This is a genomic window from Pseudomonas sp. StFLB209, assembly GCF_000829415.1.
Taxonomy (GTDB): Bacteria; Pseudomonadota; Gammaproteobacteria; order Pseudomonadales; family Pseudomonadaceae; genus Aquipseudomonas.
The window spans coordinates 1,999,486-2,013,040 of record NZ_AP014637.1 but is presented as its reverse complement, the minus strand read 5'-3'; the positions used below and the strand labels follow the sequence as shown (position 1 = coordinate 2,013,040).

12 protein-coding genes are annotated in these 13,555 nt (G+C 61.1%); 5 read left to right on the top strand and 7 right to left on the bottom strand.

All coding sequences use genetic code 11. The annotated features are described in order from the left end of the window. The first annotated feature begins 101 nt into the window (after positions 1–101). Together aspA and PSCI_RS09315 are read left to right on the top strand one after the other, a co-directional pair. On the top strand, positions 102–1,526 hold the full coding sequence (aspA, locus tag PSCI_RS09320; RefSeq protein WP_045485533.1) for an aspartate ammonia-lyase: 1,425 nt from the start codon (positions 102–104) through the stop codon (positions 1,524–1,526). A gap of 270 nt (positions 1,527–1,796) precedes the next feature. Next, positions 1,797–3,245, top strand: a complete 1,449-nt coding sequence (locus tag PSCI_RS09315) for an alanine/glycine:cation symporter family protein (protein WP_045485532.1) — start codon at positions 1,797–1,799, stop codon at positions 3,243–3,245. Positions 3,246–3,321: 76 nt separating this feature from the next. Here PSCI_RS09315 and PSCI_RS09310 read toward each other — a convergent pair whose 3' ends face one another. From PSCI_RS09310 to pdxR, 4 genes are all read right to left on the bottom strand, one after another. Continuing rightward, positions 3,322–4,155: a DUF2314 domain-containing protein gene (locus PSCI_RS09310; RefSeq protein WP_045485530.1), complete on the bottom strand. Its 834-nt coding sequence runs from the start codon at positions 4,153–4,155 to the stop codon at positions 3,322–3,324. 111 nt (positions 4,156–4,266) lie between these two features. After that, positions 4,267–5,154, bottom strand: a complete 888-nt coding sequence (locus tag PSCI_RS09305) for a bestrophin family protein (protein ID WP_045485528.1) — start codon at positions 5,152–5,154, stop codon at positions 4,267–4,269. Between the two features lie 92 nt (positions 5,155–5,246). Continuing rightward, the gene (locus PSCI_RS09300) at positions 5,247–6,458 is read right to left on the bottom strand and encodes a YeeE/YedE family protein (RefSeq protein ID WP_045485526.1); all 1,212 of its coding nucleotides are present in this window, start codon (positions 6,456–6,458) and stop codon (positions 5,247–5,249) included. 42 nt (positions 6,459–6,500) lie between these two features. Then, positions 6,501–8,057: a MocR-like pyridoxine biosynthesis transcription factor PdxR gene (gene pdxR / locus PSCI_RS09295; protein ID WP_045485525.1), complete on the bottom strand. Its 1,557-nt coding sequence runs from the start codon at positions 8,055–8,057 to the stop codon at positions 6,501–6,503. An 89-nt stretch (positions 8,058–8,146) separates the two neighbouring features. Between pdxR and PSCI_RS09290 the strand changes: the two genes are divergently transcribed. The 3 genes from PSCI_RS09290 to PSCI_RS09280 are packed head-to-tail and all read left to right on the top strand — an operon-like array spanning position 8,147 to position 9,922. After that, positions 8,147–8,770: an FMN-binding negative transcriptional regulator gene (locus tag PSCI_RS09290; protein WP_045485523.1), complete on the top strand. Its 624-nt coding sequence runs from the start codon at positions 8,147–8,149 to the stop codon at positions 8,768–8,770. Between the two features lie 10 nt (positions 8,771–8,780). After that, entirely contained in the window at positions 8,781–9,227 is a 447-nt protein-coding gene (locus tag PSCI_RS09285) for a GNAT family N-acetyltransferase (protein WP_045485521.1), read from the top strand. A gap of 17 nt (positions 9,228–9,244) precedes the next feature. Then, positions 9,245–9,922, top strand: coding sequence for a GNAT family N-acetyltransferase (locus PSCI_RS09280; RefSeq protein ID WP_045485519.1), 678 nt, complete (start codon positions 9,245–9,247; stop codon positions 9,920–9,922). Between the two features lie 9 nt (positions 9,923–9,931). Here PSCI_RS09280 and PSCI_RS09275 read toward each other — a convergent pair whose 3' ends face one another. From PSCI_RS09275 to oadA, 3 genes are all read right to left on the bottom strand, one after another. Next, positions 9,932–10,207, bottom strand: a complete 276-nt coding sequence (locus tag PSCI_RS09275; protein ID WP_045485517.1) for a helix-turn-helix transcriptional regulator — start codon at positions 10,205–10,207, stop codon at positions 9,932–9,934. After that, positions 10,204–11,529 carry a type II toxin-antitoxin system HipA family toxin gene (locus PSCI_RS09270; protein ID WP_045485515.1) on the bottom strand — a complete coding sequence of 442 codons (1,326 nt, stop codon included), beginning with the start codon at positions 11,527–11,529 and terminating at the stop codon, positions 10,204–10,206. The genes PSCI_RS09275 and PSCI_RS09270 overlap by 4 nt, the downstream gene beginning before the upstream one ends. A 211-nt stretch (positions 11,530–11,740) precedes the next feature. Beyond that, positions 11,741–13,549 (bottom strand): sodium-extruding oxaloacetate decarboxylase subunit alpha, encoded by a 1,809-nt coding sequence (gene oadA / locus PSCI_RS09265; RefSeq protein ID WP_045485514.1) that lies wholly within the window; start codon positions 13,547–13,549, stop codon positions 11,741–11,743. Positions 13,550–13,555: the final 6 nt, after the last annotated feature.

Below are 13,555 nucleotides of genomic sequence, written 5' to 3'. Positions count from 1 at the left end.
TGCATGGCATATTATGCAACAGCATTGGTCAAGATTCTCCTGGAGCCCCAATATCAAGGCGCTCCGGCATTATTCATGCCTTCCTTGAGATGACCTCTATCATGTCCTCGCCTGCATCATCGCGTATCGAAAAAGACCTGCTTGGTGTGCTCGAAGTACCCTCCGACGCCTACTACGGCATCCAGACCCTTCGTGCGGTGAACAACTTTCACCTCTCCGGCGTTCCTCTTTCGCATTATCCGAAACTGGTCGTGGCCCTGGCCATGGTCAAGCAGGCGGCAGCCGATGCCAACTTTGAGCTGGGTCACCTGAGCCAGGCCAAGCACGCTGCAATCAGCGAAGCCTGTGCGCGTCTGGTACGCGGTGATTTCCACGAGCAGTTCGTGGTCGACATGATTCAGGGCGGGGCCGGCACCTCGACCAACATGAACGCCAACGAGGTTATCGCCAACATCGCCCTGGAAGCCATGGGCCATGAAAAAGGCGAGTACAAGTACCTGCACCCCAACAACGACGTGAACATGGCGCAGTCGACCAACGACGCCTACCCGACCGCGATCCGTCTGGGTCTGCTGCTCGGTCACGACGCGTTGCTGGCCAGCCTCGACAGCCTGATCAATGCGTTCTCGGCCAAGAGCGAAGAATTCAGCCACGTGCTGAAAATGGGCCGCACCCAGTTGCAAGACGCCGTGCCGATGACCCTGGGCCAGGAATTCCACGCCTTCGCCACCACCCTGACCGAAGACCTGAACCGGCTGCGCAGCCTGGCCCCAGAGCTGCTGACCGAGGTCAACCTGGGCGGTACGGCAATCGGTACCGGCATCAACGCTGACCCGCGCTACCAGAACCTGGCCGTGCAGCGCCTGGCGACGATCAGCGGCCAGCCGCTGGTGCCGGCGGCTGACCTGATCGAAGCGACCTCCGACATGGGCGCGTTCGTGCTGTTCTCCGGCATGCTCAAGCGTACCGCAGTCAAACTGTCGAAAATCTGTAACGACCTGCGCCTGCTGTCCAGCGGCCCGCGTACCGGCATCAACGAAATCAACCTGCCGCCGCGCCAGCCAGGCAGCTCGATCATGCCCGGCAAGGTCAACCCGGTGATTCCGGAAGCGGTCAACCAAGTGGCCTTCGCCATCATGGGTAACGACCTGGCGCTGACCGTGGCAGCCGAAGGCGGCCAACTGCAACTGAACGTGATGGAGCCGCTGATCGCCTACAAGATCTTCGACTCGATCCGCCTGCTGCAACGCGCCATGGACATGCTCCGCGAGCATTGCATCACCGGCATCACGGCCAACGAACAACGCTGCCGCGAGCTGGTCGAGCACTCGATCGGCCTGGTCACCGCACTGAACCCTTACATCGGCTACGAAAACGCTACCCGTATCGCACGCATCGCCCTGGAAACTGGTCGTGGCGTACTGGAACTGGTGCGTGAAGAAGGCTTGCTGGAAGAAGACGTACTGGCTGACATCCTGCGTCCGGAAAACATGATCGCGCCACGCCTGGTTCCACTGAAGGCCTGACGTTATTGCTCCACCGACACCGCTCACCAGGCTGAGGGCCTAGACACCCCTCCGCTTTTTCAGGGGCCTGGAAAATCCTCCAGGCCCTTTTTTTATGACTGCCGATTACAGGACGCAAGGAGGCTCCGGTTTCACCGGCAAAACCCTTAGCACAACCCTCGCAAGCGCGATGTTCTATAGCCGTACATCTACATACAAGAAAACGACTACAGACGTCTCGATATTGCACCGGTATAGTGCGCCCCCTCAAAAACACGAGGCAATAATAAGATGCTGGATTTTTTCGTTCACATAGCTGACCAACTGCTGATCGTGTTGATCGTCGGTCTGGGCGGTTACTTCACCATCCGTTCGCGCTTTGTACAGTTTCGTCATTTCACCCATATGTTCGCGGTGTTCCGTGACAGCCTGCGCAGCAGCTCCGGCCAACTGAGTTCATTTCAGGCGCTGATGCTCAGCCTGGCCGGTCGTGTCGGCGCAGGCAACATTGCCGGCGTCGGCCTGGCCGTCACCCTCGGTGGTCCAGGTGCGGTGTTCTGGATGTGGGTCACCTCGCTGGTCGGCATGGCCAGCAGCTTCATCGAATGTACCCTGGCCCAGACTTACAAGCGCAAGGACTCCGAGGGCCAGTACCGTGGCGGCCCTTCGTTCTACATCCAGTACGGCCTGGGCAAGCGCTGGCTGGGCATGATCATGGCAGTCCTGCTGCTGGTCACCTTCGGCTTCGCCTTCAACGGCCTGCAATCGCACGCAGTGACCAGTTCGCTGAACAACGCCTTCGGCTTCGACAGAGCCACCGCCGGCATCTGTCTGGCGATCCTGCTGGGTCTGGGTTTCATCGGCGGCATCAAGCGCATCGCGGCCATCTCTGACCTGCTGGTGCCGGTCAAGACCCTGATCTACATCGCCGTCACCCTGTACGTCATTGGTCTGCAGATCGAGCACGTGCCCGGCATGCTGCTGACCATCGTCAAGAGCGCCTTTGGCCTGGACCCAGTGTTCGGCGGCCTGATCGGCAGCGCCATCGTCATGGGCGTCAAGCGTGGTGTATTCGCCAACGAAGCGGGCCTGGGCAGCGCACCAAACGTTGCCGCTGTGGCACAGGTCGAGCATCCGGCTTCCCAGGGTGTGGTCCAGGCGTTCAGCGTGTTCCTCGACACCTTTGCCATCTGCACCTGCACCGCGTTGCTGATCCTGCTGTCGGGTATCTACGATGTGGGCTACAGCGGCGACGGTATTGTGCTGGCGCAGAACTCGCTGGCCGCAGTGGTCGGTGACTGGGGGCGGGTCTTCATCAGCGTGGCGCTGGCCCTGTTCGTATTCACCTCGATTCTCTACAACTACTATCTGGGTGAAAACAGCCTGCGCTTTCTGGTCGGCGAGAAGCTGTCGGCCATCGTCGGCTATCGGGTATTCGTGCTGGCGTTGATCCTCTGGGGCTCGACAGTGGACCTCAAGACCGTGTTCGCCTTCGCCGACATCACCATGACCCTGCTGGCGTTCGTTAACCTGCTGGCTCTGGCCCTGCTGTTCAAAGTCGCCATGCGGATCCTGCGCGACTACGACGACCAGCGTGCCGCCGGCATCAAGACCCCGGTGTTCGACTCCAGCAAATTCCCTGATCTGGATCTGGACCGTAACGCCTGGCCGGCCAACCCGACCCAGCAACCGCAGGTCAAAGCGGGCGAGAACGCTGAAAGCGTGCCCAGCGCACGCTAATTAAAGCGCCCCAATGAAAAGGGCCATCGCGTACCGACCCACAGTCCGGTGCGTGATGGCCCTTTTTTTGTGTGCATCAGATGCTTGCCGGGCTGTGCGCCTCCAGCAGTTCGACGATCCGTGGCCATCCGGCCATTCTCGCCAGCGTCAGCGGCGTGCGTCCGTTGCTGTCGCGTACCTGAGGGTCGGCACCGTGACGCAGCAAAGCCTCTACAAAACCGTAATTGCCCGCCAGGGTTTCGCGGTGCAGGTATTGCTGGCCATTATCGTCGGTCTGCGCAATCAGCGTCGGGTCCTCAGCCAGGTTCTGTTCGATGTTGTCCTGCACGTTGACAGCCATTGGATGTTCGGCGCGCTCCAGTTCAGCCAGTGCGGCGCGGTCTGCTGCGCTGTCGAGGTCGCGAGAAAAGCGCAGCAGTGGCTGATCGATGCCGGTCATGACCAGTTCGACGCTGCCCGGCTCACCGAAGTCCAGCCCCCAGGCTTCGTCGTGCCCGGCCCGTTCGTCAGGCTCCATGTCACTGCGTAGTGCATCGACGGTGAAGGCACCGAACACTCGCCCGCCACAGACATACATCCAGTCATTGAGGTCTGTCAGCGGCGCCGCGACCAGATCCCCGGCATTCAGTGAGGTGACCCAGTGCGGCTCGTTCATCAGCTCGCCCCGCAGGGTCAGCCCGTCGAACAGCACGTCAGTCACCCACATATTCTCCACCGAGGGGGATGAGGCATCGAGGGGCTCAACCGGGAAAGAAATTTTCACCGCCGCCAGGTCCAGGCCCGGCACCACCCGGCGGCGCTCCCAGGAAAGCTCGCGGTACATGAACTTGAACGTGGCCTGGGCCGCCGCGACGGCACGCTGGAACTCGCTGTTTTCGCCTTCGACGGTGTAGATGGGATTTTGCGTCATGCGTCAGATCACTCCTGTCATCGCGCTGGCGTTGCCAAAGCCCATCAGATCAGGACAACGCCCTGGCGTTCAGCGCTCAACGAAGAATAAACCCATTGTGTGACGAGCCGCTCAGCGCACCCTGCGCTCGAACTCGGTCACCCGCAACATCGAGTCCAGATTACGCTCGATGTTTTCACACAGTGCCTTCATCTGAATCTCATGCTCACTGGTACGGAACGGGCTTTGCAGGTCGGTGCCGATCTTCTCGATGGCCAGCAGCATGAACCCCACCACCGTCGAAGCCAGCGGCGTGAACCAGCCCAGGGTTTCCACCAGACCGATCGGCACGATCAGGCAAAACAGGGTGATGAACAGCCGTGGAAAGGCCACGTAAGGGTAAGGCAACGGCGTATTGGCGATCCGCTCCATGCCGCCCTGACAGTTGGAGATATCCACCAGAGTCGATTCGATACGCGCCAGGCGAATGCTGTCCAGACGCCCGGCCTCATACTCCTTGGCGATCATCAGTGCCGAAACGTTGAGCAGGTCATTGGGGAAATTGTTGGTTTCATGCCGACGCTCGAACTCGTCGGCACCGATCAGCGCCTGGATCTCAGCGCCACAACTCTCGCCTTTGAGGTGCGCCGACAGGCATTTCACATAGGCGACATGACGGCGCAGCAACACCGCCTTGATCGGATTGGTTTCACCCTCATCCTCGACCAGGGTCAGCACCTGGCGGGCAAAACTGCGCGAGTTATTGACCAGCGCGCCCCACAGGGTGCGGGCCTCCCACCACCGGTTGTAGGCACTGGAATTGCGAAAGCTGGTCAGCACCACCAGCGCCGAACCCAGCAGCGTCAGCGGCATGGCCGGCATCGAGTATTTGTAGTCGAGAAACAGCATGAAATCGACCGTGACGATCACGTCCCAGATCAGCAACCAGAACAGTGACCAACCTACATAGCCGAAGGTTTTGCCCAGGAACCTGAGCTTGGAAATGATGGTTTTCTGCACCGAGCCACCTCGTCAGTGAAAGAGGTGGCAGTCGAACCACCCCGCAGGGCTTTGAATGCCTTTGCTGCAGATGGTTCGACGACTGTTACGATTCAGCAGCCGCTCAGGCCGGCCTTGGGCTGCTCAGCGGCGAAGAAAATCGGCCGCAGGCCAACCCCGACGCAGTTGCCCAGATAAGCCGCCACCAGCCACAGCCAGCCATGCACACTGCCCGAGGCGATGCCGCTGAAGTACGCGCCGATATTGCAGCCGTAGGCCAGCCGCGAACCGTAGCCCAACAGCAAGCCACCGATCACCGCCGCCACCAGCGAACGGGTCGGGATATCCAGATTCGGCGCGAAACGCCCGGCCAGGCCGGCCGCCAACAGGGCGCCGATCATGATGCCGATATCCATCACACTGGTGATGTCCTGCCACACCGGGGCAGCCAGCGCCTTGGCATTACCGGCGCTCTGCCAGAACGGCCAGGTGCTGACATCCAGCCCCGCCGCCATGGAAATCTTCGCACCCCACAAGGCGAACGCCGAGGTAATGCCCCACGGCCGCCCGGCCAGGGCCAGCGTCGCGTAGTTCAGCAGCGCCAGCGCCACTGCGCCCCAGACCAGCACCCACGGACCACGCAGCAGCCGACGCCAGCCGCGATGCGCGCTGCTGACCGGCGCTTCAAGCTGGCCATGACGGCGCTTTTCCAGGCGCACCGTGACCCAGGCAATCAAACCGAAAATAGCCAGATTCAGCAGCAGTGCCGGCAGCCAGCCGAAGCTCTTGACCATCGAGGTGGCCGGCAGCGACGGCAAAGCGAACCACCAGTGCACGTGGTGGGTCGCGATCAGCGAGCCGAGAATGAAGAACACCAGGGTCACCAGCATCCGCGCATTGCCGCCACCTGCGGTAAACAAAGTACCGGAGGCGCAGCCGCCACCCAGTTGCATGCCGATACCGAAAATAAACGCCCCGACGATCACTGAAACCCCGGCGGGCGCCACCAGGCCATTGACCGGCTGGCCGAACAGCGATCCGCTGGCCAGGGTCGGGAAAAACAGCACCACGGCGATGGCCAGCATGACCATCTGCGCACGCAGGCCCGCGCCACGGCGCTCCAGAATGAACACCCGCCAGGCCGAGGTGAAACCAAAAGCGGCGTGGTACAGGGTCACGCCCAATGCTGCGCCAAGCAACAACAGCAGAACCTGGCGCATGCCGACGCTGAGCAGCAAAAACTGCGTACCCATCAGCAACAGAAACAGCGCAGCCAACGGTGCACCGAGCCGGCGCTGGGGCATGGCTGATAGCGAATTACTCATGATGTATCCCAAGCCTGCAAGAAAGACCGCCGAGTATAACGGTTACTGACAACCCCAGGCCCGCCGCAAACGCCCCAGCGCAGCGGCGATCTCTGCTTCGGCCACGGCAGCAAACCCCAGCACCAGCCCGGCCCGCAGGTCCGGCGGCGCGCTGTCGTCCGCCAGCCAATAGTCACTCAGGGCGTTGATTTCCACCCTGACCGCTTCAGCCTGGGCAATCAGTTGCTGCTCACGCGCCAGGCTGTCGACCCGTACCGCCACATGCAGACCGGCGACGGCTTTAGGCATCGCCTCACAGCCAGGCAATGCCTGCGGCCAGCCGCTCAGCAACGCATCACGGCGGTTCAACGCGGCGCGCCGCATGCGCCGGATATGCCGTTGAAAGTGCCCTTGGGCGATGAATTGCGCCATGACGACCTGGGTCGCCACGTCAGAATGGCGCACGTCCAGCGCCCGCCGCTGGCTGAATGGCGCGACCAGACCGGGCGGCAGCACCAGATACCCCAGACGCAACGCCGGAAAGGCAACCTTGCCGAAGGTGCCGACGTATAGCACCCGTCCTTGAGCATCCAGTGCCGCCAACGGTGCCAGCGGCGCGCCGCTGTAGCGGTACTCGCCATCGTAGTCATCCTCGACAATCCAGCCGCCATGTTTGTGTGACCAGTCGAGCAGTTGCAGGCGCCGTGCCAGGCTCATCACGACCCCGGTCGGGTATTGATGCGACGGCGTCACATAAGCCAACTTGCAACCGGTGGCCTTCAATCGCGCGCAGCACATGCCCTCGTTATCGACCGGCATACCCTGCAAACGCGCCCCGGCGATCGCGAACGCGTGCCCTGCCGCCCGATACCCGGGGTTTTCCACAGCCACGGTGTCCCCGGCATTCAGAAGCAATTGTGCACAAAGGCTGATTGCCTGCTGCGCGCCACTGGTGATCACAATTTGCTCAGGGGTACAAGACAAACCGCGAGAAGTTCGCAGATAAACCGCAATCAGCTCACGTAAACGCCAATCCCCGGCCGGGTCGCCATAACCGAGCTGCTGCAAGTCAGGCTTGCGCCAGAAAGCCGCGTGGAGCTTGCTCCAGGTGGCAAACGGAAACAGATCGAACGCCGGGATACCGACCCGAAAAGCCCGCGGCGGTCCACCCTTGGGCGCGGGTAAGTGATGCCTCTCCAGGATCTGTAGCGCATCACTGTGGATAACTTTCGAGAGTTCAAGATGGGTCGATTTTGACGATTTTGTGGATAAACCAGTGGATAAGCTTGTTGATAACCCTGTGGACAGTATTGTGGAAAACTCTGCGGGCGAGGTTTTTTTGAGCGCAATGCGCGACAAGTTGGCGACATAGGTTCCGTCGCCCACCCGGGCCTCGGTAAAGCCTTCGGCATACAGCTGGTCGAAGGCGCGCATCACGCTATTGCGCGAGATCTCCAGCACGGCGGCCAGGTCCCGGCTGGCGGGCAGCCGGGTACCACTGGCCAGACGCCCATCCAGAATACGCTCGCGCAGTGCCTGGTAGAGCTGACGACTCAGCCCCTTGCGCCGGTCCAGAGCAAAACCGGCCGGGTCGAAGGGAAACAGCGGTGCGTCGGTCATTGAATTGGCCCTATCAAATGGCTCAGTAATGGCTCTTACAAAGAGCCATTAGCCTGCCTAGGATGAGTCCATTCGCCAAGGGGAATCTCATGTACACACCCACTGCCTTCCGCGACAACGACCTGCACAGCCAATGGCAACAGATCGAACGCTGCCGCCTGGCCTTGCTGGTCACTCAGGGTGAATCCGGCTTGCAGGCCACTCACCTGCCGCTGCTGCTACGTCGTGACGAAGGACCTCACGGTACGCTGTACGGCCACCTGGCCAAAGGCAATCCGCAGTGGCGTGAGCTGTCCGGCAGCGCTGAAGTGCTGGTGGTCTTTCCCGGCGAGGACGCCTACATCAGCCCCTCGTTCTACCCCAGCAAGGCCGAACACGGCAAAGCAGTGCCGACCTGGAACTACCTGGCCGTTCATGCTTACGGCAGGCCGCGCCTGATCACTGAAGCGGCGCCCTTGCGCGCGCTCCTTGGTGCCCTGACTGAGCGGCATGAAAGCGGCCGCAACCAGCCATGGTCCATCGCTGACGCGCCGGCCGAATACATCGACAAGATGCTCACCGCCATTGCCGGTTTCGCCTTGCCCATCGAGCGCCTGCAAGGCAAACGCAAACTCAGCCAGAACCGCGACGCCCGCGATATCGCCGGGGTCCGCGAGGGCCTGGCCGCCAGTCCTGACCCACAGGATCAACGTATTGCTCAATTGATGAGCTGAAGGAGACGCCATGACCGCTGTACAGATCCGCCCGGTAAACGCTGCCGACCATGCCGCCTGGCTGGGCTTGTGGCTGGCCTACCTGCGCTTCTACGAAACCGAACTGGCCAATGAAGTCAGCGCGACAACCTGGCAACGCCTGCTCGACCCGGCACAACCCTGCCATAGCGCATTGGCCTGGCAAGGCAATGAGGCGGTGGGTATGGTCAACTTCATCTACCATCGTTCCAACTGGAGCATCGAAGACGCCTGCTACCTGCAAGATTTGTTCGTCGATCCACAGCAACGCGGCGGCGGCGTGGGCCGGCAATTGATCGAATACGTTTACGCCAGCGCCACACAACACGGCAGTCGCAAGGTGCACTGGCTGACCCACGAAACCAACAGCACCGCCATCGGGCTCTATGAGCAAGTGGCCGAGCGCGGTGGCTTCATTCAATTTCGCAAGACTTTCTAAGCACAGGATCGCTGCCCATGTCCGACGTACAGCTGAACTGGCAAGCCGCACGCCTGCCCACCTCCCAGGCGCTGGAAGGACGTTTCATCCGCCTGGAAAAACTCGACCCGGCACGCCATGGCGACGACCTGTGGCTGGCGCTGGAGGGTCCGGGCGCCGATGCAAAACTCTGGGACTACCTGCCGTACGGCCCCTTCCAGGCACGCAGCGACTTCGATAGCTGGCTGGCCGGCCACGCCGCCAGCAGCGACCCGTGGTTCTATAGCGTGGTGGACAAAACCACCGGCAAGGTCGAAGGGATTCTCAGCCTAATGTCCATCGTCCCGGCCCAGGGCCGCATCGAGATCGGCCACGTCACCTTCGGCGCGCCCATGCAGCGCACCCCCAAAAGCACTGAAGCCATCTACCTGCTGGCCAAAGAGTCTTTCGCCCTGGGCAATCGCCGCCTGGAGTGGAAGTGCAACGCCAACAACGCCCGCTCCATGCGCGCGGCGGATCGCTTTGGCTTCAGCTTCGAAGGCACCTTCCGCCAGCACATGGTGGTCAAGGGCGTTAACCGCGACACCGCCTGGTACTCGATCATCGACAGCGAATGGCCGCCCCTGCAGCGGGCGTTCGAACAGTGGCTGGCAGAGGATAACTTTATCGGCGGGCAGCAGATCAAAAGCCTGCAAGCGTGCCGCCAGGCTATCTGACTCGGGCGCCTACAACTTCCGGGGCCGTCGCACCACGCCCATCTGCAAACCGAAGGGGCGGAACACGGCATTGAGGGACTTCATAGTCGGGTTGCCCTCGCCCTGCTCGATCTGGATCAGGGTGCGCACCGAGATTTTGCACATCCGCGCATATTGGGTCTGAAGCATCCCGGCCCCTTCCACACGCAGGCGTTTTACCGCCTCGCCAATCTGCAAGGTGCCGTCGGCAATGCCTTGCTGCACGTTTTCGATCAGCAGTGCGCGAATATCCATGGAAAGCGTCATCGCAACCCCCAGTCACTCAAGCGCTGGTCAAGGTTGCTCAAGGCAATCGCCGGGTGATTGAAGGTCACCTCAGGCAGGCCACTGTCACGCAGAATGTCGGGCAAGGCACGAAGTGATTCAGCGTCATGGCGCAGGCGTTCGAATGCCTGTTGAGGCACAACAATATCGGCCAGCGTCTCGCAGGCTGCGCGCCAATCAATATCCCCTGCCAATTCAATCGGCCTGGCCCATTTGGTGGTGCGGGTAACGCCCTCGGCATCCATGACCATGGGCGCCAGATCATAGATCGGCGCCAGCCGATAACGACCATGGCTGCGGATCACAGCGGTATTGCGACCGTGGTTGTCCGAGTTGCCAAGGATCTTGTTGATCAGGTCACGACGCAGATACTCGGCCACCAGATCATCAATGTCTTTTTGCTGTCCGTTTTGCCTCCAGAGACCAGCCAATAACCTGATGACCTCCACATGCTCCATCGCACTGCCCGGCACCGTGACACCGGCCAGCGAGTAGATCGACTCGACCGCCAGTCGCTCGACACCCTGGCGGGTAACCTGCCGGTCAAAACGCCTCATCCACAGGCTTGGTTTGTTGCCCTCTTCCAGCACCATGTCGGCAGTGGCCACGCTATCGATGCCCAGTTGCCCAAGCGCCCGGTAATACAGGTATTCGCTGCGCAGAATGTCCTGATCATTGTTCAAGGCCTGATTGCGGGCGAACTTGATGAACCAATGTGCACGCGCCTGCTGATCGGGCAGGATCGCGTCCGGATACAGCAGGCCATCAGCCCCTTGGGTCATCAGCAGTTTCGGCGCTTCCCCTCCGGCACCGGTGGCACCGCCAATCGCCGCGCCCTGCTCGTAGGCATATTCCAGAAACCGTTGGTCCCGGGTAATCACATCATCACGAGCAAAGCCCAGCGGCGGGTCCTGATCAAGCGCCTCGGCCGACTCCTTGATACGCAGATGGCCAACCGGGGCAGGCGTGCAACGGCCCAATAAATACAGGTCGTCGTTGATGTCTTGCGGCTTTTGCCGACCCAAAAAGGCCATCAGATAGCGCTTCGCCGCACCCGCCGGGGCAATGTCATGCAAGAAGGCCGGGGCGTGCGGCAGCGAGAGCGGCTCAAAGTCCACCGGCATGCCAATGCTCACCGCAGGCTCGAATGTGCTTTCGAACGCTTCCGGGTTGGCATGCACATAAGTGGATTTGTAACTGATGCGGCACGGGCTTTCGAAGCCTTTGGCTGGCTCGGCGAAAGACAGCGTCATGGCGTCTTGCCAGGCTCCGCTGAAGAATGCCTGCAATGTCAGGTTATACATGGCTCACCTGCAATTTAATGCATTTAACCGATCAGGATGAGCGGTTAATCTGCACTATAGTGCATTTTTAACGGCCTGGCAGCGTAAAAAATGCACTTTACTGCAGATCAGGTATTTACGGCTGCAGCCGTTCCTACAGTCAATGGCGGGCAAAAAAAAGGGGAGCATACGCTCCCCAAATGAGGTTAACCGTTGTAACTGTGAGGAGCGGTCAGCCTTCGATCTCGACCAGGATTTCGCCCGGGTTGACGCGGTCGCCCTTGGCCACATGGATGGCCACGACCTTGCCGGCAATCGGTGCCTGAACTTCGGTTTCCATTTTCATCGCTTCGGTGATCAACACGGCCTGGCCGACCTTGACGGTGTCGCCCTCCTTGACCAATACATCGACGATGTTGCCCGGCATGGCGGTGCTGACGTGGCCTGGCGCACTGGCCTGGCCGCGCTTGCTGGCGCCGCCGCTGACGAACTCGTTGAGCGGCTCGAACACCACTTCTTCCGGCATGCCGTCGATAGACAGGTAGAAATGGCGTTTGCCTTCAGCCTTGACCCCGACCCCGGTGATATCGACCCGGTAAGTCTCGCCGTGGACGTCGATGACGAACTCGGTCGGTACACCCTCGCCGCCTGCACGGGCCACGCCGCCGGCTTCGGGGATCGGTAGCAGCACTTCTGGAGTCAGGGTGCCCGCTGCGCGCTCTTCGAGGAACTTGCGGCCAATGTCCGGGAACATCGCGAAAGTCAGCACGTCCTCTTCGGACTTGGCCAGAGCGCCAATATCGGTGCGCAGTTTGGCCATTTCCGGCTTGAGCAGGTCGGCCGGGCGCACATCAATCAGCTCTTCGCTGCCGATGGCCTGACGGCGCAGCTTGTCGTCCACCTCACCCGGCGCTTTGCCGTAGCCGCCTTGCAGGTAAAGCTTCACCTCGTTGGTGATGGTTTTGTAGCGCTCGCCGGCCAGCACGTTGAAGAACGCCTGGGTACCCACAATCTGCGAGGTCGGGGTCACCAGCGGCGGGTAGCCGAGGTCCTTGCGTACCCGTGGAATCTCGGCCAGTACCTCGCTCATGCGGCTCAGGGCACCCTGCTCCTTGAGCTGGTTGGCGAGGTTGGAAATCATCCCGCCCGGCACCTGGTTGACCTGCACACGGGTATCGACAGCGGTGAATTCGCTTTCGAACTGGTGGTATTTCTTGCGCACTGCGTAGAAGTACAGGCCGATTTCCTGCAGCAGTTCCAGATCCAGGCCGGTATCGAACTCAGTGCCCTTGAGCGCAGCGACCATCGACTCGGTGCCCGGATGGCTGGTGCCCCAGGCGAAGCTGGAGATCGCGGTGTCGATGTGATCGGCGCCGTTTTCGACGGCCTTGAGCTGGCACATGGCAGCCAGGCCGGCAGTGTCGTGGGAGTGGATGAACACCGGCAGCGACAGCTCGGACTTCAGCGCCCGGACCAGCTCACCGGTGGCGAATGGTGTCAGCAGGCCGGCCATGTCTTTGATGGCGATCGAGTCGCAACCCATGGCTTCCATCTGCTTGGCCTGGACCACGAACGCATCGATGGTATGCACTGGGCTGGTGGTGTAGGCAATGGTGCCCTGGGCGTGCTTGCCGGCGGCCTTGACCGCTTCGATGGCCACGCGCAGGTTACGCACGTCGTTCATGGCGTCGAAAATACGGAACACGTCGATGCCGTTGACCGCTGCCTTGGCAACAAACGCCTTGACCACATCGTCGCTGTAGTGGCGGTAGCCCAGCAGGTTCTGACCGCGCAGCAGCATCTGCAGACGAGTGTTGGGCAATGCCGCGCGCAGCTGGCGCAGGCGCTCCCATGGGTCTTCCTTGAGAAAGCGCACACAGGCGTCGAAAGTCGCGCCGCCCCAGACTTCCAGCGACCAGTAACCGACCTTGTCGAGCTTGTCGCAGATCGGCAGCATGTCCTCGGTGCGCATGCGGGTGGCCAGCAGCGACTGGTGAGCGTCACGCAGGATGGTGTCGGTGACGAAAATCTTCTTACTCATTGTTGT

What these genes read in the sequence shown, in the direction of transcription:
- aspA (WP_045485533.1), top strand. Translation starts at nt 102, where the DNA reads ATGTCCTCGCCTGCATCATCGCGTATCGAAAAAGACCTGCTTGGTGTG.
- oadA (WP_045485514.1), bottom strand. Translation starts at nt 13,549, where the DNA reads ATGAGTAAGAAGATTTTCGTCACCGACACCATCCTGCGTGACGCTCAC.
- PSCI_RS09285 (WP_045485521.1), top strand. Translation starts at nt 8,781, where the DNA reads ATGACCGCTGTACAGATCCGCCCGGTAAACGCTGCCGACCATGCCGCC.
- PSCI_RS09315 (WP_045485532.1), top strand. Translation starts at nt 1,797, where the DNA reads ATGCTGGATTTTTTCGTTCACATAGCTGACCAACTGCTGATCGTGTTG.
- PSCI_RS09290 (WP_045485523.1), top strand. Translation starts at nt 8,147, where the DNA reads ATGTACACACCCACTGCCTTCCGCGACAACGACCTGCACAGCCAATGG.
- PSCI_RS09275 (WP_045485517.1), bottom strand. Translation starts at nt 10,207, where the DNA reads ATGACGCTTTCCATGGATATTCGCGCACTGCTGATCGAAAACGTGCAG.
- pdxR (WP_045485525.1), bottom strand. Translation starts at nt 8,057, where the DNA reads ATGACCGACGCACCGCTGTTTCCCTTCGACCCGGCCGGTTTTGCTCTG.
- PSCI_RS09280 (WP_045485519.1), top strand. Translation starts at nt 9,245, where the DNA reads ATGTCCGACGTACAGCTGAACTGGCAAGCCGCACGCCTGCCCACCTCC.
- PSCI_RS09300 (WP_045485526.1), bottom strand. Translation starts at nt 6,458, where the DNA reads ATGAGTAATTCGCTATCAGCCATGCCCCAGCGCCGGCTCGGTGCACCG.
- PSCI_RS09270 (WP_045485515.1), bottom strand. Translation starts at nt 11,529, where the DNA reads ATGTATAACCTGACATTGCAGGCATTCTTCAGCGGAGCCTGGCAAGAC.
- PSCI_RS09310 (WP_045485530.1), bottom strand. Translation starts at nt 4,155, where the DNA reads ATGACGCAAAATCCCATCTACACCGTCGAAGGCGAAAACAGCGAGTTC.